This is a genomic window from Bacillus sp. MYb78 (genome assembly GCF_002975115.1).
Lineage (GTDB): Bacteria > Bacillota > Bacilli > Bacillales > Bacillaceae_G > Bacillus_A > Bacillus_A cereus.
The window spans coordinates 254,121-280,162 of record NZ_PCOB01000006.1; the positions used below are offsets into that span (position 1 = coordinate 254,121).

The following is a 26,042-nucleotide window of genomic DNA, read 5'->3' on the forward strand; positions in this document are numbered from 1 at the left end:
TTAACGTTTATAAAAATACATTGTTCTTCCATTAAATAATTGTAACTCTCCTTCTAATTTCTTCGCTAAAAAACGGCAAAATTCATTTGCTTTCCCTTTGTCACCATATGTTGCATTAGGTGGTAAAGAAACTTGGATGAAAGATTGTTCATTTTCTATACCAACACCAATATAAATTGAGTCATACCGGTCATGATTGGATTGAAGTTTTAATGTCGTTGTAGATGTATCTAAAATTTCATAAGGAAAAGCGGTATTTGTATACGTGTAATTAATTTGGGCCCCAGTTTTAGAAGTAACTGTTTTATAATAATGAAAAAGTTGTTTTATATCATCTATTGAAACAGATTGTTGGTTGGATTTAGGTACAAGCGTAATAAAGGCGTGTTGCATATAAGTTCCCCCTAACTTAGTAGAATACTATCATTCTACATCCTACTGAATTTTTTGACAATTAAAAGGAGTATTACATGTTTTGTTTAATATACTATTAATGAAACGTGATGTAGAAAGGTGGAAACCAATGTTTGAAAAATTGTATGATGAGCATGAAAGTGTGAAGGTACGATTTTTAGGGTTTATGACACATGATACACGTTATGATTTTGGTGTTATTTATACAAATATGTTTTTTGGAAAACCGCTCATTGTTTGTATGCAAACAGGAAGGTCTACTTTACTCGGAAGAGATGATGTAGAGAATGTTCAATATATACAGGAGATTTTTAAATTAGGATCAGAAGAGGAAGCGAAGGAGTTAGCTCAGTTTTTCAAATTTCTAGTTCCGTCAACTTCTTTACATGCGGAATATGAAGAATAATTAATGTGAAACAGTCGTACTTATAAATATGGCTGTTTTTTATTTGAATATCGCATACTAATTAAAATTTAAAATATTTAATGTGTTATACTAAAAACCTATTGACGTAAAAAGTATAACATATTAAAATAAAGACAGAAAGTTAAGCGGTTACAAAAAAGTTTTTGGGATTATAAACTTAGGGGGAAATGAAAAATGGGAACAATCGTATGTCAAGATTGTGAAGGTACAATTGCACACTTCGAAGATGAGAAAGTAACGGTACTTTACGGGAAATGTGGATCTTGCGGATGTGATCACACAGAGCATACAAAAGCCCAATAATTGATAGGAAATGGACAGCTAAAAGTTTTTAGGACCATAAACTTAGGGGGAAATGAAAAATGGGAACAATCGTATGCCAAGTATGTGAAGGAACAATTGGACATTTTGAAGATGAGAAAACGACAGTACTTTACGGAAAATGTGGAACAAATTGTGACTGTGCTAGAAAAGATAATGCGAAAGCTTAATGATAGATAAATAGATTACTATTAAAACTCAGGGGGAAATGAAAATGGGAACAATCGTATGCCAAGTATGTGAAGGAACAATTGGACATTTTGAAGATGAAAAATCAACAGTACTATACGGGAAATGTGGATCTCATTGCGAATGTGACCATAAAGAACATACAAAAGCTTAATAATAAGAAAAAGCGCCTACATGTGTAGGCGCTTTTTTAATAAATTGTAGTTGTATGGCCAACTGTTGCAACGATTGCATCATCTCTAATTGGAATAAAGCTTATGGATGTCTGTGGTGTACTAGAAGAAGCGTATTGGCTCATTATACGGCTATCTATACGGGTAATAGTATCGGTCAAGAAAGCTGAAATAAAAGCGTAAGGGACTCGTCGTTCATTTAATGAATAAATAATTTCTTCTTTTGTTTTTACACCTACGCCATGTCCGTAAAAAAAGAAATTTCCTAAATAGATTGTGTTTTCTCCTTGCCACTCAATCGTAGCTGGATTCACTTGTGGGTTTTTAAAGTAAACGAGGTCACCTGGAACAAGATCGCCACCGGTTTTTGTTATGAGCCTTAGATCTTGATCGTAGTCCCATGTATAAAGTAAAAGGTTTGCAAATAGACGATTGAAAGTTTCTTCCTCATACAATGATAATAAAGCTTTATAAAAAATAATGATCATAGCGGTTGCGCATTCAGTTCCATATAGTTTTCCGTTTTTGAAAATATCTTGTATGGCAATAGAAGGTGGTATGTTTGGAAGAAGCTCGAATCCTCCAAGGGATGTTCTTTTCCAATACTGGGGGTTGCAAAAGGATTGTTGAAATGTGCGAAACTGAAATCCACTTTGAAAAAGTTCTAGTGCAGAGATAATAATATTAACTCGTAAATTGAGATCAAAGCTGAGTTCATCAGCTGTTCGGAAGGAATAAACTTCTTGATTTCCTGCCATTATTGATAAAATTTGTTGTTTCTCTGCTGCAAATGGCTCATATTCATTTGTAATATAAGGATGTACAATAGAACGGCCTATTACAATCATAATAGTATCCCCACCTATACGTTACATTCTTTAGTATCGTATGAAGAAAAGGAAAAAAGGTGAAAAAAAAGCCTATCAACTGATAGGCTTGTACTCTTTAATAACACGTAATGTTTGTAATGTCATATCTTCAGGACCTTGTACAGGTAAACCTGCTTCTAAGTTTTTACGAATATACTCTAAGTTTTCTTGTGTAATAATTTCCCCCGGAGTAAAGATTGGAATCCCTGGCGGATAAACCATAACAAAATCAGCTATAATACGACCCGCTGCATTTTCAAATGGAATGACTTCTGTTTCCGAATAAAAAGCATCTCGAGGAGAAAGTGCTAGCACTGGAATTTCTGGAATCTCTACTTGTACTTGAACACCTTTATCTGCCCTATTTCTAAATGTTGCTGCTAAATCTTGTAATGCTGCAATAAGTGTATTTGTATCACTTTCTGTGTCTCCTAAAGTGATAAGACATAGTATGTTGTATAGATCTGAGAGTTCTACTTCAATGTTATATTGCTCTCTAAGCCATACTTCAGCTTGGTGGCCGGTAATACCTAAATCTTTTACAGATACAATTATCTTTGTAGGATCATAGTTAAAGGTAGCATCTGTACCTAACATTTCTTTTCCAGGACAGTAAAGATGCTCAATAGAATTTATAGCATCACGAACATGTTCAGCTAATTGTATTGTTTGTTCTATGAGTGCTGTTCCTTCTGTAGCAAGACGTTTTCTCGCAACATCAAGTGATGCTAACAAGATGTAAGAAGTTGATGTAGTTGTAAGCATGCTAATAATAGATTGGACATGTTTTACATTCACCAAGCCTTCTTTCACATTAAGAATAGAACTTTGAGTTAAAGAGCCTCCTAATTTGTGAACACTTGTTGCTGCCATGTCTGCACCAGCTTGCATCGCTGACATCGGCAATTCATCGTGAAAATGAATATGAACACCATGAGCCTCGTCGACTAGTACAGGGATGTCATAAGAATGTGCTAATTGTACAATCTGTTCTAAGTCTGCAGCAAATCCAAAGTACGTTGGATTAATAACAAGTAAGCCCTTTGCATCTGAGTGCTCTTCAAGTGCTTTTTTGACAGATTGAATTGTGATTCCATGAGAAATACCGAGTTTCGGATCGATTTCAGGATGCATGAAAATCGGTTTTGCACCTGAGAAAATAATAGCTGACATTACTGATTTATGCACGTTTCGTGGTACTAGGATTTTGTCACCAGGACCGCAAACGCTCATCACCATTGTCATAATAGCGCCACTTGTACCTTGAATAGAAAAGAAAGTATGATCTGCACCGAATGCAGCGGCTGCTAAATCCTGTGCTTCTTTAATCATACCTTTTGGATGATGTAAATCATCGAGTGGCGCAATATTAATTAAATCAATTGCTAATGCATTATGCCCAATAAATTCGCGAAATGTAGGATCCATGCCTTGTCCTTTTTTATGACCAGGAATATGGAATTGAATTGGATTTCGCTTACTGTGCTCAACTAAAGCGGTAAACAATGGTGTTTCGTATTGGGACAATCTATACACCCCTTCTTCTTCATAATATTTAATTTGTTTTATATAATCCTGCTCTAAAAAAGGTAAGTCCTTTTTTTTAGAATGAGGCTTGTTTTTCTGCCATTCAAAAAATCGGTTTTGAGATGGTAGCTTCACTTTATTTTCTATAAAACAAAAGCATTATATCACCAATAATTATAGATGTATAGAAAAAAATATTTTTAAGGTGAGTATGTTTAATAGTTAGCCTCAACTAATGAATGGAGGAAGACAATTCCATTAAAATGAATAAATAGTGTATAATGCAGAGTGGCTATAATGAAGAATAAAACATTCTCTTTAAGATAGCATAATGAAACAAGAAGAAATGATAAATGAGGTGCGAAATGGAATATCAATATCCGTTAGATTATGATTGGTCAAATGAGGAAATGGTTATAATTGTGAAGTTTTATGAAGCAATTGAGAAAGCTTATGAAAAAGGAATTATAAGAGAAGAATTAATGGGTTTATATCGTCGTTTTAAAGAGATTGTTCCATCGAAAGCAGAAGAAAAGAAAATTGATAAAGAGTTTCAAGAAGTAAGTGGATACTCTATATATCGTGCTATTCAAAGAGCAAAGGAAGTCGAAGAACAAAAGCTTGTAAAAATGTAAAAAATATTTTGAAAAATAAAAACTGAAGTGATATAATGTGATAACAACTAAAAACGGACAATATATATTGTCCGTTTTCTACTATCGATTACAAAGTGCATATAAAGGAAGGAGTGATTGCATCGTAGATTCAATCTTAGCAAGGAATTGTTCGTTGGTCATTGCTGAAAACTCCTCTGGTGATATATGAATACCAACTAATAATTCTGCTTTTTTTACAGTAGCTAGTCGTTCAATCATCTTTTGTAAGTCTTCGGTTTCAAGTGTTTTATGTAATTTCACACTTGGTTTAGTATGGTCAATGGACCAAACGAAGTCATTTGGAATATTTGTTTTTAAATCATTTAAATGTTCTAAGAAGGCATGAGCCGTCTCAACTTTTTGTGGACACTCATAGATTAAACCAAAGTATATGAAGGCATGAGTACCCCATAAGCCGATTTGGAAATGCGGTAGCATTTTATATCCTCGTTTATTTGTTGAAAAAGCAACCCAAGTATCGTTTGGTGGATTGACTTTGCGACGTGCGTGTTTTGCAACATGATAAAAAAAGTTCTCATCAGTGTGTTGGGATAAGTATTCTGCAAATTGTTCCCCTAAAGCTTCTAGCTTAGGATGAATGTTCGTTTTAATTGCACTCATTCGTTCTTCGAGACCATCAACTGTAAAGACATCAAAATCAGTTGACTTGAATGTTTGTATTGTCATGATTGTTCCTCCAACTCCTATTTTGCTTTTATTTTAGCATAGCTTGTACTATTCATAAAAAAAACAGCACAAAAAAATTTAAATAAAAAAATATAATTTTGTTGCATAGATGATTTATCCAACATAGTATAGTATAAAACAAAAAATCAGAAAATTGAATTAATTCTAGTCCGAGGGCAGACGAATATTGGGAGGAGGCAAATAATATGAGACAGGTGATTAATGCGTTAAAGAGAACAGATGCCGAAAAGAGAATACCGGTGCTACGTTTGGAGCTAGATTATGAATTAGCAACTTTATATGATGCGATGATGGAAGATGATAAACAGAAAAAAGAAGAGTGTGTACAAAAGTTAGAAGTGTTAAGACTTGAAATGATTCGTTTAGAAGCGTAATAATAGTATATGTATAAAAAATTAGTTGGTGCGAACCTTATAAAGGGTTCGTTTTTTCTGTGAACAGTAAAGATCGGAGTGTTTAAACATGCAAGAAGTATGGAAAGACATCGATGCACACGCCAAACGGTGGATTCGGGATGCAGGAGAGCATTTAATGGCATCCATGAAAAAAGCACTTATTATAGAAACAAAATCCAATGCAGCTGACTTAGTTACAAATATGGACCGAGAGATAGAACAGTTTTTAATTGGGAAAATTAAAGAAACATTCCCGAATCATAATATTTTAGGAGAAGAAGGTTATGGAGACGAGATAACGTCTTCTGACGGGGTTGTTTGGTTAATTGATCCAATTGACGGCACGATGAACTTTGTTCATCAAAAAAGAAATTTTGCAATTTCAATTGGGATTTATAAGAACGGTATCGGAAAGATTGGACTTATTTATGATCCAGTACATGATGAACTATATCATGCAGTCAAGGGATCTGGAGCTTTTTGTAATGATATATCAATTCCTCCATTGGAAAAAGGAACTGTAGAGCAAGGTATTGTAGCTTTAAATGCGGTATGGCTTACAGATAATCCATTGCTTAATATGGAAAGTATGATGGCACTTGTTAAGAAAGCAAGGGGCACGAGATCGTATGGCTGTGCAGCGTTAGAGATGGTGTACGTTGCAACTGGAAGAATAGATGCATATGTAACGCCGAGATTATCACCATGGGATTTTGGCGGAGGACAGATAATTGTAGAAGAAGTTGGAGGAAAGGTAACGACATTCTCTGGAGCGCCACTTTCTATCATAGAGAAGAGCAGTGTGCTAGTTGCAAAACCAGGAGTGTATGAAGAAGTGTTATCTTTTATATCAGAGCCACAAAAAAAGTAAGAGGCTATGTATAAGCTTCTTACTTTTTAGCGTTATTGTGATTTGCGCATTTTTCTTTTTGTTACAAAACCGTATCCAACTGCAACAAATGTACCGATAATGCAAATAATAATACCGATTGGACTATTTTCAGCAATCATAATGCCGATACCGATTAAGAAAATAACACCGATAATTGCGGTTAATAAAAAGCGATATTGAATGTGTTCCATTTCTTCACCCTCCAATCTCATTTTACTTTCACAAAAGTAAGAATACAACTATATTTTCATTCTTGCTTTTATTTTAATTGCTATTGTATCCCCTTCGCTCTTATAATAGAGAAGGATTAAAAAGACATTAGGAGTTGGACATGTTGAAAAAACGACAAGATTTACGTAATATAGCAATTATTGCCCACGTTGACCATGGTAAAACAACACTTGTTGACCAGTTATTACGTCAAGCGGGGACATTCCGTGCGAATGAACATATTGAAGAACGCGCAATGGATTCAAATGATCTAGAAAGAGAACGCGGTATTACAATTTTAGCGAAGAATACAGCGATTCACTATGAAGATAAAAGAATTAACATTTTAGATACACCAGGTCACGCTGACTTCGGTGGAGAAGTAGAACGTATCATGAAAATGGTTGATGGTGTTCTACTTGTTGTTGATGCATATGAAGGTTGTATGCCACAAACACGATTTGTTTTAAAGAAAGCTCTTGAGCAAAACTTAACTCCAATCGTTGTTGTAAACAAAATTGACCGTGACTTCGCTCGCCCTGATGAAGTAGTTGATGAAGTAGTTGACTTATTCATCGAACTTGGTGCAAACGAAGATCAATTAGAGTTCCCAGTTGTATTTGCATCAGCAATGAACGGAACAGCAAGCTTGGATTCAAATCCGGCAAATCAAGAAGAGAATATGAAATCATTATTCGATACAATTATCGAACATATTCCAGCACCAGTTGATAACAGCGAAGAGCCACTTCAATTCCAAGTAGCACTTCTTGATTACAACGACTACGTTGGACGTATTGGAGTTGGACGCGTATTCCGCGGTACAATGAAGGTTGGACAACAAGTTGCTTTAATGAAAGTTGACGGAAGTGTAAAACAATTCCGCGTAACGAAATTATTCGGTTACATTGGATTAAAACGTCAAGAAATTGAAGAAGCAAAAGCTGGAGATTTAGTAGCTGTTTCAGGTATGGAAGACATCAACGTAGGTGAAACGGTATGTCCGGTTGAGCATGAAGAGGCTTTACCATTATTACGTATTGATGAGCCAACGCTACAAATGACATTCCTTGTAAATAACAGCCCATTTGCAGGTCGTGAAGGTAAATTTATTACATCTCGTAAAATTGAAGAGCGTCTTCGTTCACAATTAGAAACAGATGTAAGTTTACGTGTAGATAATACAGATTCTCCTGATGCATGGATCGTATCTGGACGCGGGGAATTGCATTTATCTATCTTAATTGAAAACATGCGTCGTGAAGGTTATGAACTACAAGTATCTAAGCCTGAAGTAATTATTAAAGATATCGATGGCGTAAGATGTGAACCTGTAGAGCGCGTACAAATCGATGTTCCTGAAGAATACACTGGTTCTATTATGGAATCAATGGGTGCACGTAAAGGTGAAATGTTAGATATGGTGAATAACGGAAACGGTCAAGTTCGCCTTACTTTCATGGTTCCGGCACGTGGTTTAATTGGTTACACAACAGAATTCCTAACATTAACTCGTGGTTACGGTATTTTAAACCATACATTCGATTGCTACCAACCAGTACATGCTGGACAAGTGGGTGGACGTCGCCAAGGTGTTCTAGTTTCACTTGAAACAGGAAAAGCATCACAATACGGTATTATGCAAGTTGAAGACCGTGGTGTAATCTTCGTTGAACCAGGTACAGAAGTATATGCTGGTATGATCGTAGGAGAACATACTCGTGAGAACGACTTAACAGTTAACGTTGTGAAAATGAAACAACAAACTAACATTCGTTCTGCAACGAAAGATCAAACTTCAACAATGAAAAAACCACGCTTAATGACTCTAGAAGAGTCATTAGAGTACTTAAACGATGACGAGTTCTGTGAAGTAACTCCAGAATCAATTCGTTTACGTAAAAAGATTCTTGATAAGAGCGAACGTGAAAGAGCTGCTAAGAAAAAGAAATCTGTAGAAGCATAAAAAAAAACAGCTACCTTTAAGGTAGCTGTTTTTTTATGTTTATTTTTTAGAATATTTACTCTTTTTAGTGGACAGTATTTTTTTCGCAGGTTACTCTTGTATTAAGTACATAAAGAAATTTTGTTTTTTATGAGAAGGGGGGATAAATAGTGTTAGAAAGAATGTCTTTTTTTGCGAAATTATGTAAAGTTGATGAAAATCCAGAGTTAGGAATGTGGTTACTTTATGGGACGATTATTATATTAAGTGCTCTCGTCTATAATTTAGGATTTGCTAGAAAGTTGTCTGTACTAAAAAATATAGTAATATACATATCATTAGCAATTGGATGTACAGTATTAACCTTTTTTGCTGTATTTTTACCTGTTGGAGAAGGACTTGTTGTAGCGGCAATTGTACTTGGAATTTATAGATTGCGTTTGCGTCAAGCGAAACAACAAAAAGCAGGGTGAGGGGGCGAAGTTTTATGCGTTCAGTACAAGATGCACTATATAATTGGTTAACAATTAAAACAGTTGCGGAAGCACGTCCGGATGATAGTGCTGCAAAAGAAACGTATTTGTTATTTCAAAATATGATATATGAAGAACATAAATTAAAAAATGTGGAAGTTAAAAAGAACGAGGAAATGTATTTAATTACATATGAAATGAAAGGGGAAAGGAAATCTGCAAGGTTTCCATTAGAAGCTATTGATTGTTTCTTGGATCAAATGAATCGTGAGCCTGAAAAATATAAATAAGTCCTTATCTATATGAGTAAGGACTTATTTACATTTTACCAATCGTCTTCGACTTTTTTATCACGATATAATCGGAAATTACCACTTGCATGACGTTCCATTGTACGCTCTGCAATTCGTTCCGAACATTCCATGCACATATATGTATGAATAGGGCGATTACGCAGTTTTTTTGCCATAGGATTTTCATCATCTAACATATCTTTTTTATCACAAATCATACATTTGACTCTCATTTCGTCACCTCAATACGAATTCTATCAGTATAAGTATATCATGGAAGTATAATGTTTTTGAATAATAGTGGGAAAAAATAATATTTTCGCAATTCAAAAAATAAGTTATGATAAGGATATACCAAGTATGTTTGGAGGTGAAAATATGGCGAATGTAGTAGAGCCTACTTTAACAGAGGGTTTAGTACAAACGTTGCGTAAAGAGTGTATTGTGATGATAGCAACGACAGATTTCGAAAAACAAGTTCCTAACGTAAGTGCTATTTCTTGGGTGTATGCAGTGAGCAAAACTAGTATTCGATTTGCAGTAGATCAACGTTCACGTATTGTGGAAAATATAAGGCATAATACAGGTGTAGTATTGACTATAATGGCGAATGAATCCGTATTTTCTATAAGTGGTGCAGGTGAAATTTTGACAGATAGAATGGAAGGTATTTCTTTGAAATTAACTGTAATAGAAGTTAATGTGCAAGAAGTACGTGATGTTATGTTTTATGGAGCGAAACTTGCAATTGAACCAACATATGAAAAAACATACGATCTTCGGGCGGCCAAAAAGCTGGATAACGAAGTACTAGTAGGAATAAGAGAATTATAAATGTGCTAAATAAGAAATTCGTTTATTCACTTTTGTAATCGGTTATTGTGATTTAACGTTAATAATTATAATAAAAAGTAATATATTGAATAGAAATGAATAAAGAATAAATAAAAGGTTTAATGACTATGATTTTCGATTCTACCTCGTTTACACGGTACATATAATTATAACAATGGTTCGTCCATATTTTATGGATGAAACCCTTGTTCTACAAATTTAAAAGTGGAGTCAGGGGGTAACAGGTTGGATAAAATTTATGTGTTAGATACGAATGTACTTTTGCAGGATCCTTTATCTATTTTTTCATTTGAAACCAATGAAGTAGTGATTCCAGCAGTTGTATTAGAAGAGGTTGATTCGAAAAAACGTTATATGGATGAAGTAGGACGAAATGCTCGTTATGTATCTAAGTTAATAGATAAATTTCGTGAAATAGGAAAGCTGCATGAAAGTATCCCGCTAGAAAATGGCGGAACATTTCGTATTGAATTAAACCATCGTTCATTTGTGCAACTACAAGATATTTTTGTAGAAAAAACAAATGATAATCGAATTTTAGCTGTAGCAAAAAATCTATCTTTAGAAGAACAGGAAAAAGAGGACGGGAAGTCTGTTATTTTAGTAAGTAAAGATGTACTCGTAAGGGTAAAAGCTGATGCAATTGGTTTGAAGGCTGAAGATTATTTAAGTGATCGCGTAATTGAAGTAGAAAATATATATTCTGGCTTTTTAGAAGGATATATATCAAAAGAACAATTGGATTATTTTTATGAGAAAGGTGAATTGCCTCTATCTGAAATTGCGAATCACCCTTTTTACCCAAATCAATTTGTAGTAATGAAAGATGCATTAGGGGGCTCTAGTTCTGCGCTGGGCATTGTGGATCACTTAGGTAAGAAGGTAAAGAAACTTATTTTTCACAATGAACAAGTGTGGGGGATACGACCACGAAACGTGCAGCAAATTATGGGATTAGAATTGTTGCTTCGTGAAGATATTCCGCTCGTAACATTAACGGGGAAAGCCGGCACAGGAAAAACGTTACTTGCGTTAGCTTCGGGACTTATGCAAACAGAAGACTTAGGGTTATATAAAAAATTACTCGTTGCAAGACCAATTGTCCCAGTCGGAAAAGATATCGGTTATTTACCAGGAGAAAAAGAAGAAAAGTTAAGACCATGGATGCAACCAATTTTTGATAACCTAGAGTATTTATTTAATACGAAAAAGCCAGGAGAGTTAGATGCTATTTTAGCTGGAATGGGTTCGATTGAAGTAGAAGCCCTTACTTATATACGCGGGAGAAGTATTCCAGATCAGTTCATTATCATTGACGAAGCACAAAATTTAACAAAGCATGAAGTGAAAACGATACTAACTAGGGTAGGGGAAAAGAGTAAGATTGTATTGATGGGAGATCCTCAGCAAATTGATCACCCATATTTAGATGAATATAATAATGGCTTAACGTATGTTGTAGAGAAGTTTAAAGAACAGCGCATTAGTGGTCATGTGAAGTTTGTTAAAGGGGAGCGATCTAATTTAGCTCAACTAGCAGCAGATTTATTGTAAAAAGGAGTGAGCTTAAGCTCACTCCTTTTCTTTAAATAATTGTAAATTTACGGATGTTCCGGATTGGATTTTGTCGATTAGATCCATCATTGAAATAGAGATGAACAGGTCCGTCTTCTTTTAATGGCTTTCCTTCTTTTGAAAAACCTAGTATAGCATTTTTGACAGTTTCTAATGGAAGTGTCATTGTATGATCTACAGTTTCAATTTCAACTTGCGTAGCGTCCTCTAAAATTTCAGCGTTAGCAAGGAATGGATGAAATGGTATACCAAATGTTCCAGTAATTAGCTGTTCTTTTTTATATTTCTTTACACTTTGTTGTATCGGCGGGAAGGCAGCACCATCACGAATTTCACGATCCCAATGTTCTGAAGTGTTTTTTAAATAAGTTTCTAGTTCAGACGTGTTTTCTCTAGTTTCATCAAAGTAAGTTGTCAAATCTACTTTTCGATCATCAAAGATCCAAACAGTTGGATCAATAGTGATTGGAAAACGTACTTTTCCGTTAATAAATAAAATTTCGCTCATTGTTGTTCCCCCATTTGTGTTATACTCCCACTTTTCAGTATAATAGCATTAGACACTGTTGTCACAAAAAATGTTTCTATTGCAATTTATTAAAACTATCGCTAATATTAATAGATAGGATAGAGGAGAGTAGGACGGAAACGGAGGGAATCAATTTGGCGTCTGAGACAGTAGCAAATCATCAGGAAAAGGCACTAGCCCTTCTACAAGCGGATGCAGAGAAGATTTTAAGACTTATTAAGGTGCAAATGGACCATCTTACAATGCCGCAATGTCCATTATATGAAGAAGTGTTAGACACACAAATGTTTGGACTATCCCGCGAGGTCGATTTTGCAGTTCGCCTTGGTCTTATTGCAGAAGAACAAGGGAAAGCAATGTTAGGTGAGCTCGAACGTGAGTTATCTGCACTTCATGAAGCGTTTACAAACAAACAACAATAACGGGTTCAAATAAGGGGGCTCAAACTAAATTAGTTTGAGCTTTTTATTTGTATAATAAAGCAGGAAGAATCAATGTACATATGGAATACAACAATAATTAAATTGAAACAGAAAGAGGAAATGAAATGAAAAAAGTATGGAAATCAATGGATTATTCATTATTACTTCCTCTTGTTATCTTATGTGTGCTGGGAGTAATAATGGTATATAGTTCTAGTTCCATTGTTGCGATTTCGAGGCATAACTGGCCGGCAAATTACTTTTTTAAAAAACAATTAATAACTTTAGCTATTGGAACGGTATTGTTAGTAATTGTAGCCTCGTTACCTTATAAGTTTTGGAGGAAACGAATAATTTTATCGGCGATGGGGCTAGGGAGTATTGCTTTACTAGCAGCAGCCTTGATTTTTGGTAAGGAAATAAATGGTGCAAAAGGTTGGATATTAGGTATACAGCCCGCTGAATTTGTTAAACTATCGATTATTATTATATTAGCTCGCTTTTTTGCAAGAAGACAAGAGACAAATACACCTGTTTTTAAAGGGTCGGGACTTACACTTGGTTTTGTTGGAATGGCAATGTTTTTAATTTTAAAGCAAAATGATTTAGGTACCGATTTGTTAATTGCAGGAACAGTAGGAATTATGTTTCTTTGTTCAGGAGTACGGATTAATTTATGGATTAAACGAATTGTTTTAACTTCTATAGTATGGATTCCAGCGCTATATTTTCTGGCTAATTATAAATTAAGTGGGTACCAAAAGGCCCGTTTTTCAGTTTTTCTTGATCCATTCAATGATCCTCAGAATGATGGATTCCAATTGGTAAATTCTTTTATTGGAATTGCTTCAGGAGGGCTAAACGGTCGAGGATTAGGAAATAGTGTGCAAAAATATGGATATTTACCAGAACCGCAAACAGATTTTATTATGGCCATTATATCTGAAGAGTTAGGTTTTATTGGTGTAGCTATTATTTTAATTTGCTTGCTACTTATTATTATTCGTTCATTCAGGATTGCTCAAAAATGTAAAGATCCGTTTGGAAGTTTAATTGCAATCGGAATTGCAAGTTTAATGGGAGTACAAACTTTTGTTAATGTTGGTGGTATGTCTGGATTAATACCGCTTACGGGAGTACCTTTACCGTTTATTAGTTATGGCGGGAGTTCCTTAATAGCTAATCTACTTGCGATGGGAATACTACTTAATATTGCTAGTCATGTAAAACGAGAAGAAAAACAGCAGAATGAGGTAATAAAAGAAAGAGAACAAAATGGACCACATCTTGTAGTTGTAAAATAAAAAACACATCGTGCTTTAGAGCAGGATGTGTTTTTTATTTTCAAGTAGTTTTAAATATGATGTATTAATTTCTCTTTCAGTTAAAAGATATATCACATTTGTTTAAATGTGATATACAATTAAGTTGTTAGAAAAGGAAGAGGTATGCTATACTATTTTTGTGAAACAAATTGCACAGAAAACTTATCATTTGTTAAAAAATAAGGTATGATGGATAAAAATAAAGTGAAGCTTTCTAAGTATAATATAATGTGGAAAGTGAAGAACTTCACGCTTTTTAAGGTGTGTATATATTTTATCTCTAGAGTGGTAGGAAAGTAGAGGGGGAAAATCATGACAAAGCTGCAACGTATTCAAAAAGTATTGGTAGCTAACCGTGGAGAGATTGCAATTCGTGTGTTTCGAGCTTGTTCGGAACTTGGATTAAAAACAGTTGCAATCTATTCGAAAGAGGATAGTGGTTCTTATCATCGCTATAAAGCCGATGAGTCCTATTTAGTTGGGGAAGGAAAAAAACCAATTGATGCTTATCTAGATATTGAAGGCATTATTGAGATTGCAAAAAGTAATCATGTAGATGCAATCCACCCTGGATATGGTTTCTTGTCAGAAAATATTCAATTCGCGAAACGTTGCGAAGAAGAAGGAATTATCTTTATCGGTCCGAAAAGTAAGCATTTAGATATGTTTGGAGATAAAGTGAAAGCAAGAACACAAGCGCAGCTAGCACAAATTCCAGTTATACCTGGTAGTGATGGTCCAGTAGATTCATTAGAAGAAGTCGAAAAATTTGCTGAAAAGTATGATTACCCGATTATTATTAAAGCGTCCCTTGGTGGTGGCGGTCGTGGTATGCGTATTGTGCGTACTAGTGAGGAATTAGGAGAATCATATAATCGAGCAAAATCAGAAGCGAAAGCAGCCTTTGGTAATGATGAAGTTTACGTCGAAAAATTCGTTGAAAAACCTAAACATATAGAAGTACAAATTTTAGCAGATGAAGAAGGCAATGTTGTTCATTTATACGAGCGTGACTGTTCTGTACAACGTCGTCATCAAAAAGTTGTAGAAATAGCACCGAGTGTATCACTTTCAGATGATCTGCGTCAGCGTATTTGTGATGCTGCTGTGAAGTTAACGAAAAATGTAAACTATTTAAATGCAGGAACAGTAGAATTCCTTGTAAAAGATGATGAGTTTTACTTTATTGAAGTAAATCCACGTGTTCAAGTAGAACATACGATTACAGAGATGATCACAGGAGTCGATATCGTTCAATCACAAATTTTAATAGCTGATGGACATGCATTACATAGTAAAATAGTAGGTGTTCCGAAGCAAGAGGAAGTGGTTGTACACGGATTTGCAATCCAATCTCGTGTAACAACTGAAGACCCACTAAATAATTTTATGCCGGATACAGGAAAAATTATGGCGTATCGATCAGGCGGTGGTTTTGGTGTGCGTCTTGATACAGGAAATAGCTTCCAAGGTGCAGTTATTACACCATACTACGATTCTTTACTTGTAAAAGTTACAACTTGGGCACTTACTTTTGAGCAAGCTGCTGCAAAAATGGAACGTAACTTAAAAGAATTCCGTATTCGTGGTATTAAAACAAATATTCCATTCCTAGAGAATGTAGTAAAACATAAAAACTTCTTATCAGGAGAATATGATACTTCGTTTATTGATGTGTCACCTGAACTATTCTTATTCCCGAAACGTAAAGACCGCGGAACGAAAATGTTAAATTATATTGGTTCAGTAACAGTAAATGGCTTCCCAGGAGTAGGGAAAAAAGAAAAGCCAATATTCCCAGATGCTCGTATTCCATGTTTAAAACATTCAGAGCCAATCCAAAATGGAACGAAACAAATTTTGGACGAGCGTGGAGCAGATGGATTAGTAAAATGGGTACAGGATCAAAACCGTGTACTTTTAACGGATACAACATTCCGTGATGCACATCAGTCATTACTTGCAACTCGTATTCGTACAAAAGATTTACATCAAATTGCAGAGCCAACAGCGAGAATGTTACCAAACCTATTCTCAGCTGAAATGTGGGGCGGTGCAACGTTTGATGTCGCGTATCGTTTCTTAAAAGAAGATCCATGGGAACGATTACTAGATCTTCGTGAAAAAATGCCGAACGTTTTATTCCAAATGTTACTACGTTCGTCAAACGCAGTTGGCTACAAAAACTATCCAGATAATTTAATTCAAAAATTTGTGGAGTGTTCTGCTCAAGCAGGCATTGATGTGTTCCGTATTTTTGATAGTTTAAACTGGGTAGAAGGTATGAGAGTTGCAATTGATGCTGTACGAGATACTGGTAAAATTGCAGAAGCAACAATGTGCTACACAGGAGATATTCATGATCCATTACGTAGTAAATATGATTTGAATTATTATAAAAACTTAGCAAAAGAGTTGGAAGCATCGGGAGCTCACATTTTAGGTATTAAAGATATGGCTGGCCTACTAAAACCAAACGCAGCATATGATTTAGTTTCAGCATTAAAAGAGACGGTATCGATTCCGATTCACCTGCATACGCACGATACGAGTGGAAATGGTATATTAACGTATACGAAGGCAATTGAAGCAGGTGTTGATATTGTCGATGTAGCAGTGAGTTCTATGGCTGGTCAAACGTCACAACCGAGTGCGAACACATTATTCTATGCACTAGGTGGAAATGAAAGACAACCAGATGTTAATATCGATTCTTTAGAAAAGCTATCTCATTATTGGGAAGATGTACGCAAATACTATGCACCGTTTGAAAGTGGTATGAATGCACCTCACACAGAGGTATATATGCATGAAATGCCAGGTGGACAGTATAGTAATCTTCAGCAACAAGCGAAGGCGGTTGGTTTAGGAGATCGCTTTGATGAAGTGAAAGTAATGTACCGTCGTGTGAATGACATGTTTGGAGATATTGTAAAAGTAACACCGTCATCAAAAGTTGTTGGCGATATGGCGTTATTTATGGTTCAAAACCACCTGACAGAACAAGATGTTTTAGAGCGTGGACATGCTTTGGACTTCCCTGGATCTGTTGTTGAAATGTTCTCTGGTGATTTAGGTCAACCGTACGGTGGTTTCCCGAAAGAATTGCAAAAGATTATTTTAAAAGGGAAAGAGCCGTTAACAGTAAGACCAGGTGAACTACTAGAGCCAGTAGATTTCGACGCGTTAAAAGAAGAATTATTCCATAAACTTGGACGCGAAGTAACAATTTTTGATGTAGTTGCATATGCATTATATCCAAAAGTATTTATGGACTATGAAAAAGTTGCTGAGCTTTATGGAAATGTATCTGTACTTGATACACCGACATTCTTCTATGGTATGAGACTAGGTGAAGAAATTGATGTGGAAATTGAACAAGGTAAGACATTGATGGTTAAACTTGTATCAATTGGAGAACCACAGCCGGATGGAAATCGTGTCCTTTACTTGGAATTTAATGGTCAACCACGTGAAATTGTCGTGAAAGACGAGAGTGTGAAAGCAACAGTTGCACAACGTGTGAAAGGAAACCGTGAAAATCCAAATCACATTAGTGCAACAATGCCAGGAACGGTAATTAAAGTAGTTGTAAAAGAAGGCGATGAAGTGAAAAAAGGCGATTCTATGGCAATTACAGAAGCGATGAAAATGGAAACGACAGTTCAAGCGCCGTTCAATGGTAAAGTGAAAAAAGTATATGTTAACGATGGTGATGCAATTCAAACGGGTGATTTACTTATTGAATTAGATCACTAAAATAAAGAAAAGAGCTGTGTAAATACAGCTCTTTTCTTTATTGCAAAAAATCCCTTGCCGAATTGGCAAGGGATTTTAGTTTTAAATTATTTTGTTTGTTTAGAAGTTGATCCGGCTTCTTTTGCATTCACTTTACTTCTTGTTCCTAACATAACTAAATAGCATAGTACGGCAAACAAGCAAGAAATGAATAGAGAATGTAACAATGCCATTGCTAAACTAGCGTTTGTAAATACAACTAAAATTCCTACTACAGCTTGAAGTGTAACAAGGATAAATGAAATGATCCATCCCCAATATACTACAGGTTGCTGTTTGTAATGACGAATAGCGAGAATCATCGCGTAAAGTATCCAAGCGAAAATTAACATTGCTGCAACTCTATGGCCCATTTGAACCCATTCATGTAGTTGAGTTGGCATAGGTCTGTTTTTGCTACATAAAGGAAAGTCTGGACAGGCTAAGCTAGCTCGTTCGTGACGTACTAAAGCACCTGTGTAGACGACGATATAACTGTAAATTGTTACACCATAAATATGAAATTTCATTTTTTTGTCCATAATAAGAGAACGTGCATCAAATTTTTGGTCAATTTCAAAGATAAGACACGTTAATAAAATGACAGAAGCAAATGAAATTAAGGAAATACCGAAATGGATAGCAAGTACAGCTGGCATTTGTCCCCAAACAACTGCTGCTGCTCCCATTAATGCTTGTGCAACTAAAAATACGAAGGATAAAATTGCTAACGTTTTTGTTTCACGCACATGTTTATAATATTTCCAGGACAAAATACAAAGGAGAGTGACAAGAATTCCAGCTGATCCTGATGTTAATCGGTGGCTAAGTTCAATAATAGTTTCCATTGATAAATTAGATGGAACAAATTCACCGTTACAAAGTGGCCATGATTTACCACAACCTTGACCAGAACCTGTTTTTGTAACTAAAGCGCCTCCTAATAAAACTATTAATAAATCAAGGCTTGTAATGACTGCTAACCATTTAATAAAGCGTTGCAATCTCTTTCACCATCTTTCTGCTATGAAGTTATTGCGAAATATTTTCATTCCATTATGTATAGAATAAAATGCGCTAGTTCCTATGATATATAAAAAATAATAAAATAGCAAAGAAATGGAGGGGAAAGGAAAGGGGGAGAAAATAGGTGTAAAAACAGGGTTCCTAAGGAAAAAATTAGGTGAAAAATAGGCTATTTTGAAAAGAAATGGGGAGAATACGTGTTAAATAGGATAAAATAGTTTATTATAGAAGGTAACATCATGTTATGATAAGGACAAGTCAAAATGAAGTTTTTTATATTCGACACAAAAAGTTCATGTTTTCTTCACAAAATGTTCGGGAAATATGATTTAATATATTGGAGTATGGGCGTAGATTAGTAGTAGAATGGGTTAACAATGTTTCTACTGTAATAATATTGCTATATAGAAGCGAATTATTTCATTTGAAATAGGCGCAAAAAGAAAGATGAAAGTTTTAAGAGGGGGTTAGAGTGATGAACCATGCAACAAGTGAGCTGCATGATGAGTCCGCTGTTACAAGTGTACCGGAAACAACTCGGATACAAGATTTAAAAGCACTCGTTAAAATGGGGATTGTAAACTCAAATACACTTACTGTATTTACAGGATTTTGGTTGGCATTACACTTTAATGGATTAAGTGTAATGGACAATCTGGATAAGTTATTCTTTACAATCGTTGGTTCTGGATTAGTTATGGCAGGGGTATGTTGTTTAAACAACTACATTGATCGAGACATCGATCCATTAATGGAAAGAACAAAGACCCGTCCAACGGTTACTGGAAAGTATAAACCAGGATTTGCACTTACATTTGGACTAGTCATATTACTTCTTGGTTTTGTATTTTTATTATTAACAACACCAATGGCAGTCTTAATGGGATTTATTGGTGCTTTCACATATGTTGTTCTATATAGTTTATGGACAAAGAGAAAGTATACACTAAATACTGTTGTAGGTAGTATATCTGGTGCAGTTCCACCTTTAATTGGATGGGCAGCAATTGATCCATCTTTAGGTCATCCAATTGCTTGGATGTTATTTTTAATTATGTTTATTTGGCAAATCCCACATTTCCTTGCATTAGCGATGAAACGTGTTGATGAATATCGAAATGCAGGAATTCCAATGCTTCCTGTAGTTCATGGATTTGAAATTACGAAACGCCAAATTATGATTTGGACAGTATGTTTATTACCACTACCATTTTATATGAGTGGACTAGGGATAACATTTATGGTAATTGCAACACTGCTTAACATCGGATGGATCGCTTTAGGATTTTATGGATTCCGTAAGAAAGATGACATAAAATGGTCTGTGCAAATGTTTGTTTATTCCCTAAATTATTTAACAATCTTATTTGTATCAATGATTGTAGTTACATTCTTCTAAGACAACGACATAATTGGATTTCTTTACGTTGAGATTTACTTTACTTAACTATAAAGTACAATCTAATTCACAAGGAAAGTGGGGGTTGTTTGTATGAAGAAACAGTGGCGACTGCTTTCGTTCGTTTCACTGCTGGCTTTACTGTTAGGGGGATGCGGTAAAGCCTTTCAATCTACTTTAATTCCGCAAGGAGAAGTAGCAAAAATGCAATATGATTTACTTCTACTGGCGAGTGCAATCATGGTAGGAGTAGTACTAGTAGTTACTATTATTTTCTTGTATGTAATTGTGCGTTTCCGACAAAAGAAAGGTCAGGAAGATTATATTCCAGAGCAAGTTGAAGGAAATCACAAGCTAGAAATTATATGGACAGTTATTCCGATTATTCTTTTACTAATCTTAGCTGTTCCAACGGTTACATATACATTCAAACTTGCTGATGTAAGTGCGATGGAGAAAAAGAATATTGATAAAGATACTATCGTTGTTGATGTAACAGCGAATCTTTATTGGTGGGAATTTTCTTATAAATCAGAAAAGATAGTAACTTCGCAAGATTTAGTCATCCCCACAGGTAAGAAAGTGTATTTAAATTTGAAGGGTGCCGATATTAAACACTCATTTTGGGTTCCATCTTTAGCTGGGAAAATGGATACAAATACAGACAATGTGAACAAAATGTGGTTAAAGGCAGATAAATCGGGCACTTATAATGGTTTTTGTACAGAATTTTGCGGCCCATCACATTCTTTAATGCAATTTAAAGTGAAAGCTTTAGATGAAAGCGAGTACAAAAATTGGCTTGCTGATATGAAGAAGATTGATGGGAAGAAAGAAGTAGCTTCAACAAAGGCGCAAGAGGGCCAAGAAATATTTAATAAAAGCTGTATTGGTTGTCACGCAGTTGGATCTAATGATAGTAGACCACCTTCCGCTCGTATCGCACCAAACTTAGCAAACTTTGCGGATCGCGATATGGTTGCCGGTATTGCCGAAAACAATGAAGAAAACTTAAAAAAATGGCTGAAAGATCCTGAAAATATGAAGCCAGGAAACAAAATGACTGGCAAATATGGCAACTTAACGGATGATCAAATTGATGCATTAAATGCATACTTACAAACGTTAAAAGTTGAAAAGTAAAGAGGGATTATTCGCGAAGGGGAGGTTGAAAACGTGAGTTCTGTAGCAAAAAAACAGGGGATGGGTGCTGTCATATGGGATTATTTAACGACAGTAGACCATAAAAAGATTGCCATTCTCTATTTAATTGCAGGTGGATTGTTTTTTGTAATAGGCGGAATAGAAGCTCTATTTATTCGCCTTCAATTAGCGATTCCTAACAACGCTTTTCTTGTTGGGGATGCTTATAATCAAGTATTAACGATGCACGGTACAACAATGATTTTCCTCGCAGCTATGCCACTCGTGTTTGCATTTATGAACGCCGCTGTACCACTTCAAATTGGTGCACGTGATGTAGCGTTCCCGTTTTTGAATTCACTCGGATTTTGGTTATTTTTCTTTGGTGGAGTATTTTTAAATTTAAGTTGGTTTTTAGGTGGAGCACCTGATGCAGGATGGACATCTTATGCATCTTTAGCTTTAGCCTCTAAAGGTCATGGTGTTGATTTCTATGTACTCGGTTTGCAAATCTCAGGTATTGGTACATTAATTGGAGGGATTAACTTCCTTGTCACCATTATTAATATGCGTGCGCCAGGAATGACGTATATGCGTATGCCGATGTTTACATGGACGACATTTGTAACATCTTCGCTTATATTATTCGCTTTTCCACCGTTAACTGTAGGATTAGGACTTTTAATGTTAGATCGTTTATTTGGAACAAGTTTCTTTAATCCAGCATTGGGTGGGAATACAATTATATGGGAGCATTTATTCTGGATTTTCGGTCATCCAGAAGTATACATTCTTATACTCCCAGCTTTCGGAATATTCTCAGAAATCTTCGCAACATTTTCGAAAAAACGATTGTTTGGTTATTCATCGATGGTGTTTGCGACTGTATTAATTGGATTTTTAGGATTTATGGTATGGGCGCATCATATGTTTACTGTTGGACTTGGTCCAGTTGCTAATGCTATTTTCTCAGTTGCAACAATGGCGATTGCGGTTCCGACTGGTATCAAAATATTCAACTGGCTCTTTACAATGTGGGGCGGAAATATTCGTTTTACGACACCGATGATGTGGGCAGTAGCTTTCATTCCATCATTCGTCATGGGTGGAGTTACAGGGGTTATGCTAGCATCTGCACCAGCTGATTATCAATTTCATGATAATTATTTCGTAGTAGCACATTTTCATTATGTAATCGTTGGCGGTGTTGTATTTGGTTTACTTGCAGGAGCTCATTATTATTGGCCACTGATGTTTAATAAAGTATTAAATGAAACATTAGGAAAGATAACGTTTTGGCTATTCTTTATCGGTTTCCATTTAACGTTCTTTATTCAGCATTTCCTTGGCTTGATTGGTATGCCACGCCGTTACTACACATATCTTGAAGGGCAAGGGTTGGAAATGGGGAATATGATTAGTTCTATCGGAGCGGTGTTTATGGCTCTTGGGACGATTGTTCTTCTATTCAATGTAATTAAAACGACAGTATCAAAAGAAAAAGCTGGTCGTGATCCGTGGGATGCACGTACATTAGAATGGACGATGCCAGCACCGACACCAGAATATAACTTTAAACAACTACCATTTGTTCGCGGATTAGATCCGTTTTGGATTGAAAAACGTGAAGGTAATAAAGAGATGACAGCAGCGGAACCAGTTGGTGATATTCATATGCCAAATCCTTCGTTTTCACCATTTGTCATTTCTTTCGGATTGTTTATAGCGGCATTTGGTGCAATGTATATGCAGGGCGGAAAAGATAAGTTCTGGTTATTAGTAGCAATTATTGGTTTAATCATTACATTTGGCGCAATGTTCCTACGTTCAGTAATCGATGATCATGGATACCATATTCATAAGGAAGATTTAGATGATAAGGGGGGCAAGGCATAATGCATGTAGATGAAAAATTAACGAATGAAACATTTCCAGCAGAGCCTGAAAAAGCAACCCTTGAAGGGAAAAATAAGTTTGTCGGTTTTTGGTTATTTCTTGGAGGCGAAACAGTGTTGTTCGCTTCCTTATTCGGAACATATTTAGCATTAAAGAATTCTACAAATGGTGGACCAACATCTCAAGAAATGTTCCAAATGCCACTCGTTTTCATTATGACGATGCTTTTATTAACGAGTAGCTTAACAAGTGTATATGCGATGTATCACATGAAAAACTTTAACTTTAAGAAAATGCAACTTTGGTTACTAGTAACTGTATTGCTAGGTTTAGGATTTTTAGGGTTTGAGATATATGAGTTTTACCATTATACACATGAATTTAAGCATACTATGAGAAGTAGTGCGTTTGGCTCTGCATTTTATGCTCTTGTTGGTACACATGGACTCCACGTATTGTTTGGGTTGTGTTGGATTTTAACATTAATCTTTAGAAATGCGAAGAGAGGTCTAAATTTATACAATGCACCGAAGTTTTATGTTGCATCGATTTATTGGCACTTTATTGACGTAGTTTGGGTGTTTATTTTCACTGTAGTATATTTAATGGGAATGGTGGGATAAACAATGGCGATAAAGCAAACGAATAATCCTAAAGTTGATCTTGTTTATCGGAAGAGAAAAAGTGCGGAGGAAATGAAGCATCAAGTTATTACGTTTGCATTAATGATTTTTTTAACATTAGTTGCATTTGTAGCAGTGGCGTATCCAAAAACTTTTAGTCCGACTTTCTCTGTGCCATTTATTTTACTATTAGCAGTGGTACAAGTAATTTTTCAATTGTATTATTTTATGCATATGAGCCATAAAGGACATGAAGCAGCAAGTTTCTTTCTTTACTCTGGCCTGCTAATAGGGTTAATTACAATTTTAGCTTTTATGACAATTGTGTGGATTTGAAAAGTGAAATATAAGGGAGCTTGTGTTGTCACAGCTCCCTCTTCATATTATGGGATAACCTTACGAAGGTAGGTGTGAAAATGAGTAACTTGTGGATATTTGGTTTTCAGGCTTTATGGAGTCCAATTTTTTTATTATTTATGCTTTCGATTCTTATTGGGTACTTCTTAATTATTGGACCTTATAGAATGCGATTTGAAAATGCGACGAAGGTAAGTAAGAAGCAAATTTTTTATTTTACGACTGGTATTGTTCTTTTGTATTTTGTAAAGGGAGGGCCTATTGATTTAATTGGCCATATTATATTTAGTGCTCATATGTTTGAAATGGCAGTCATGTATATTGCAGTTCCACCGTTACTGTTGCTTGGTATACCAACTTGGTTATATCGTTACATTACTTCTTTTAAGTTCGTTCAAATTATATTAAAGGTATTTGCTAAACCACTTATTGCGTTGTTTGTATTTAACGGCCTGTTTTCTTTTTATCATTTACCAGTTGTTTTTGATACGGTAAAACAAAGTCAAATTGCTCATCCTATTTGTCTCACTATATTGTTTTTTACAGCAATCATGATGTGGTGGCCGATGTTAAATCCATTACCAGAATATCAAACGTTAAGTGATATAAAGAAACTTGGTTACATGTTTGCTAATGGTATATTATTAACGCCAGCTTGTGCGTTAATAATTTTTGCGACAGCCCCGTTATTTGCAACGTATACGGATCCGGCTGCTTGGATGAAAGCGATGGAACTATGTGTACCAGCGGGCACTTTATCAGATTTAAATATAACGGGACCGGAATTTTTGCACTGGATGCCAGTAGTACAAGACCAGCAAACTGGTGGTATCATAATGAAAATTGTCCAGGAAATAGTGTACGGTACAATTATAGGCTATGTATTCTTTAGATGGGCACGTAGAGAACGTGAAAAGGATAAGGAGCAGTTACAACAATTGCCGCCGTATTTACAAACTAAGTAAAAAAAGTGTATGGGATTCCATACGCTTTTTCTTTTTTAGTTTTAGCTTTTTATAAAAGATTGAATTTTCTAATTATTTATGTTAAGTTAGTGTAGGCGTGTACTAAAAGTGGATATAAAATTTACTACTAGCTTTCATACGTAATAATTCCATATGTAGTGCAAGTTTTTTAGAGAGTTACAAATATATATTGTTATCTTTAATAAATACGAACTATTTTAAGGGGGAATTTAAATGGGTAGTAGTGGAAGTATGGTAAAGCCGATTAGTGGTTTTTTGACAGCGCTAATTCAATATCCAGTACCAGTAGTAGAGTCACGTGCAGACATTGATAAACAAATTCAACAAATCATAAAAACAATTCATTCGACCAAATCAGGTTACCCAGGATTAGAATTGATAGTATTTCCTGAATATAGTACACAAGGGCTCAATACAAAAAAATGGACTACAGAAGAATTTTTATGTACAGTGCCTGGGCCAGAAACAGACTTATTTGCTGAGGCATGTAAGGAATCTAAAGTATATGGTGTTTTTTCAATAATGGAAAAAAACCCTGATGGTGGAGAGCCATATAATACAGCAGTTATTATTGATCCACAAGGTGGTGCGACACGTTCCTAAGTGAAAAGCTTAGGCATTGTCGAACTTACAGTTC

Annotated in this window: 29 protein-coding genes and 1 pseudogene; 22 read left to right on the forward strand and 8 right to left on the reverse strand. The window is 35.3% G+C overall.

Annotation, left to right across the window (positions count from 1 at the left end; genetic code table 11):
- Nucleotides 1–393 carry a DUF1885 family protein gene (locus CQ064_RS15435; RefSeq protein WP_001163300.1) on the reverse strand — a complete coding sequence of 131 codons (393 nt, stop codon included), beginning with the start codon at nt 391–393 and terminating at the stop codon, nt 1–3.
- A gap of 130 nt (nt 394–523) precedes the next feature.
- Between CQ064_RS15435 and CQ064_RS15440 the strand changes: the two genes are divergently transcribed.
- From CQ064_RS15440 to CQ064_RS15455, 4 genes are all read left to right on the forward strand, one after another.
- Nucleotides 524–820: a DUF3055 domain-containing protein gene (locus CQ064_RS15440; RefSeq protein WP_000462038.1), complete on the forward strand. Its 297-nt coding sequence runs from the start codon at nt 524–526 to the stop codon at nt 818–820.
- 195 nt (nt 821–1,015) lie between these two features.
- Nucleotides 1,016–1,144 carry a GapA-binding peptide SR1P gene (locus CQ064_RS15445; RefSeq protein ID WP_000536778.1) on the forward strand — a complete coding sequence of 43 codons (129 nt, stop codon included), beginning with the start codon at nt 1,016–1,018 and terminating at the stop codon, nt 1,142–1,144.
- Between the two features lie 59 nt (nt 1,145–1,203).
- Entirely contained in the window at nt 1,204–1,332 is a 129-nt protein-coding gene (locus CQ064_RS15450) for a GapA-binding peptide SR1P (RefSeq protein ID WP_000536803.1), read from the forward strand.
- Between the two features lie 44 nt (nt 1,333–1,376).
- Nucleotides 1,377–1,505, forward strand: coding sequence for a GapA-binding peptide SR1P (locus tag CQ064_RS15455; RefSeq protein WP_000536796.1), 129 nt, complete (start codon nt 1,377–1,379; stop codon nt 1,503–1,505).
- A 36-nt stretch (nt 1,506–1,541) separates the two neighbouring features.
- On the opposite strand, the gene CQ064_RS15460 is transcribed toward CQ064_RS15455, so the two are convergent.
- A complete protein-coding gene (locus tag CQ064_RS15460; protein ID WP_000635339.1) occupies nt 1,542–2,372 on the reverse strand; it encodes a protein-glutamine gamma-glutamyltransferase in 831 nt (276 codons plus the stop codon).
- Between the two features lie 75 nt (nt 2,373–2,447).
- The gene (speA, locus tag CQ064_RS15465) at nt 2,448–3,920 is read right to left on the reverse strand and encodes an arginine decarboxylase (protein ID WP_000084899.1); all 1,473 of its coding nucleotides are present in this window, start codon (nt 3,918–3,920) and stop codon (nt 2,448–2,450) included.
- 365 nt (nt 3,921–4,285) lie between these two features.
- Between speA and CQ064_RS15470 the strand changes: the two genes are divergently transcribed.
- Nucleotides 4,286–4,555, forward strand: a complete 270-nt coding sequence (locus CQ064_RS15470; protein ID WP_000456546.1) for a UPF0223 family protein — start codon at nt 4,286–4,288, stop codon at nt 4,553–4,555.
- Between the two features lie 81 nt (nt 4,556–4,636).
- Here the strand turns inward: CQ064_RS15470 and CQ064_RS15475 are convergent, their stop codons facing one another.
- On the reverse strand, nt 4,637–5,263 hold the full coding sequence (locus tag CQ064_RS15475; protein ID WP_000155318.1) for a YktB family protein: 627 nt from the start codon (nt 5,261–5,263) through the stop codon (nt 4,637–4,639).
- 206 nt (nt 5,264–5,469) lie between these two features.
- On the opposite strand from CQ064_RS15475, the gene CQ064_RS15480 reads away from it, so the two are divergent.
- Together CQ064_RS15480 and CQ064_RS15485 are read left to right on the forward strand one after the other, a co-directional pair.
- Entirely contained in the window at nt 5,470–5,658 is a 189-nt protein-coding gene (locus CQ064_RS15480) for a hypothetical protein (protein WP_001250164.1), read from the forward strand.
- A gap of 88 nt (nt 5,659–5,746) precedes the next feature.
- On the forward strand, nt 5,747–6,550 hold the full coding sequence (locus CQ064_RS15485; protein WP_001158706.1) for an inositol monophosphatase family protein: 804 nt from the start codon (nt 5,747–5,749) through the stop codon (nt 6,548–6,550).
- Between the two features lie 32 nt (nt 6,551–6,582).
- On the opposite strand, the gene CQ064_RS15490 is transcribed toward CQ064_RS15485, so the two are convergent.
- Nucleotides 6,583–6,762, reverse strand: coding sequence for a DUF5325 family protein (locus tag CQ064_RS15490; protein ID WP_000400123.1), 180 nt, complete (start codon nt 6,760–6,762; stop codon nt 6,583–6,585).
- A 140-nt stretch (nt 6,763–6,902) separates the two neighbouring features.
- Here CQ064_RS15490 and typA point away from each other — a divergent pair, with 140 nt between their 5' ends.
- From typA to CQ064_RS15505, 3 genes are all read left to right on the forward strand, one after another.
- On the forward strand, nt 6,903–8,747 hold the full coding sequence (gene typA, locus CQ064_RS15495; RefSeq protein ID WP_000914752.1) for a translational GTPase TypA: 1,845 nt from the start codon (nt 6,903–6,905) through the stop codon (nt 8,745–8,747).
- Between the two features lie 149 nt (nt 8,748–8,896).
- Nucleotides 8,897–9,199 carry a YlaH-like family protein gene (locus CQ064_RS15500; RefSeq protein ID WP_000893662.1) on the forward strand — a complete coding sequence of 101 codons (303 nt, stop codon included), beginning with the start codon at nt 8,897–8,899 and terminating at the stop codon, nt 9,197–9,199.
- 14 nt (nt 9,200–9,213) lie between these two features.
- A complete protein-coding gene (locus CQ064_RS15505) occupies nt 9,214–9,489 on the forward strand; it encodes a hypothetical protein (RefSeq protein ID WP_001258141.1) in 276 nt (91 codons plus the stop codon).
- A gap of 35 nt (nt 9,490–9,524) precedes the next feature.
- Here the strand turns inward: CQ064_RS15505 and CQ064_RS15510 are convergent, their stop codons facing one another.
- Nucleotides 9,525–9,725 (reverse strand): YlaI family protein, encoded by a 201-nt coding sequence (locus CQ064_RS15510; protein ID WP_001995040.1) that lies wholly within the window; start codon nt 9,723–9,725, stop codon nt 9,525–9,527.
- 145 nt (nt 9,726–9,870) lie between these two features.
- Between CQ064_RS15510 and CQ064_RS15515 the strand changes: the two genes are divergently transcribed.
- On the forward strand, nt 9,871–10,326 hold the full coding sequence (locus CQ064_RS15515) for a pyridoxamine 5'-phosphate oxidase family protein (RefSeq protein WP_000024600.1): 456 nt from the start codon (nt 9,871–9,873) through the stop codon (nt 10,324–10,326).
- Nucleotides 10,327–10,572: 246 nt separating this feature from the next.
- Nucleotides 10,573–11,901 (forward strand): PhoH family protein, encoded by a 1,329-nt coding sequence (locus CQ064_RS15520; RefSeq protein ID WP_000358083.1) that lies wholly within the window; start codon nt 10,573–10,575, stop codon nt 11,899–11,901.
- A 31-nt stretch (nt 11,902–11,932) separates the two neighbouring features.
- Here CQ064_RS15520 and CQ064_RS15525 read toward each other — a convergent pair whose 3' ends face one another.
- Entirely contained in the window at nt 11,933–12,430 is a 498-nt protein-coding gene (locus CQ064_RS15525) for a molybdopterin-binding protein (protein ID WP_001289810.1), read from the reverse strand.
- Nucleotides 12,431–12,585: 155 nt separating this feature from the next.
- Here CQ064_RS15525 and CQ064_RS15530 point away from each other — a divergent pair, with 155 nt between their 5' ends.
- The 3 genes from CQ064_RS15530 to pyc all read left to right on the forward strand — a co-directional run bounded on the left by CQ064_RS15530 (nt 12,586) and on the right by pyc (nt 17,957).
- Entirely contained in the window at nt 12,586–12,873 is a 288-nt protein-coding gene (locus CQ064_RS15530) for an Fpa/YlaN family protein (RefSeq protein ID WP_000135694.1), read from the forward strand.
- A 125-nt stretch (nt 12,874–12,998) separates the two neighbouring features.
- The gene (locus CQ064_RS15535; RefSeq protein WP_000758410.1) at nt 12,999–14,177 is read left to right on the forward strand and encodes an FtsW/RodA/SpoVE family cell cycle protein; all 1,179 of its coding nucleotides are present in this window, start codon (nt 12,999–13,001) and stop codon (nt 14,175–14,177) included.
- A 333-nt stretch (nt 14,178–14,510) separates the two neighbouring features.
- A complete protein-coding gene (gene pyc / locus CQ064_RS15545) occupies nt 14,511–17,957 on the forward strand; it encodes a pyruvate carboxylase (protein WP_000164055.1) in 3,447 nt (1,148 codons plus the stop codon).
- Between the two features lie 86 nt (nt 17,958–18,043).
- Here the strand turns inward: pyc and ctaA are convergent, their stop codons facing one another.
- On the reverse strand, nt 18,044–18,979 hold the full coding sequence (gene ctaA / locus CQ064_RS15550) for a heme A synthase (protein WP_001188740.1): 936 nt from the start codon (nt 18,977–18,979) through the stop codon (nt 18,044–18,046).
- 497 nt (nt 18,980–19,476) lie between these two features.
- Between ctaA and ctaB the strand changes: the two genes are divergently transcribed.
- The 7 genes and pseudogenes from ctaB to CQ064_RS15585 all read left to right on the forward strand — a co-directional run.
- Entirely contained in the window at nt 19,477–20,400 is a 924-nt protein-coding gene (ctaB, locus tag CQ064_RS15555) for a protoheme IX farnesyltransferase (RefSeq protein WP_001015053.1), read from the forward strand.
- A 93-nt stretch (nt 20,401–20,493) separates the two neighbouring features.
- The gene (coxB, locus tag CQ064_RS15560; protein ID WP_000745273.1) at nt 20,494–21,543 is read left to right on the forward strand and encodes a cytochrome c oxidase subunit II; all 1,050 of its coding nucleotides are present in this window, start codon (nt 20,494–20,496) and stop codon (nt 21,541–21,543) included.
- 60 nt (nt 21,544–21,603) lie between these two features.
- Nucleotides 21,604–23,439, forward strand: a complete 1,836-nt coding sequence (ctaD, locus tag CQ064_RS15565) for a cytochrome c oxidase subunit I (RefSeq protein WP_153596374.1) — start codon at nt 21,604–21,606, stop codon at nt 23,437–23,439.
- The gene (ctaE, locus tag CQ064_RS15570; RefSeq protein ID WP_000557861.1) at nt 23,439–24,062 is read left to right on the forward strand and encodes a cytochrome c oxidase subunit III; all 624 of its coding nucleotides are present in this window, start codon (nt 23,439–23,441) and stop codon (nt 24,060–24,062) included. The genes ctaD and ctaE overlap by 1 nt, the downstream gene beginning before the upstream one ends.
- Before the next feature lie 3 nt (nt 24,063–24,065).
- Nucleotides 24,066–24,398 carry a cytochrome c oxidase subunit IVB gene (gene ctaF, locus CQ064_RS15575; protein WP_000985703.1) on the forward strand — a complete coding sequence of 111 codons (333 nt, stop codon included), beginning with the start codon at nt 24,066–24,068 and terminating at the stop codon, nt 24,396–24,398.
- Between the two features lie 80 nt (nt 24,399–24,478).
- Nucleotides 24,479–25,384 (forward strand): cytochrome c oxidase assembly factor CtaG, encoded by a 906-nt coding sequence (gene ctaG / locus CQ064_RS15580; RefSeq protein WP_000069032.1) that lies wholly within the window; start codon nt 24,479–24,481, stop codon nt 25,382–25,384.
- 234 nt (nt 25,385–25,618) lie between these two features.
- Nucleotides 25,619–25,990: pseudogene (locus CQ064_RS15585) on the forward strand (nitrilase-related carbon-nitrogen hydrolase); the annotation flags it as partial.
- Nucleotides 25,991–26,042 lie beyond the last annotated feature (52 nt).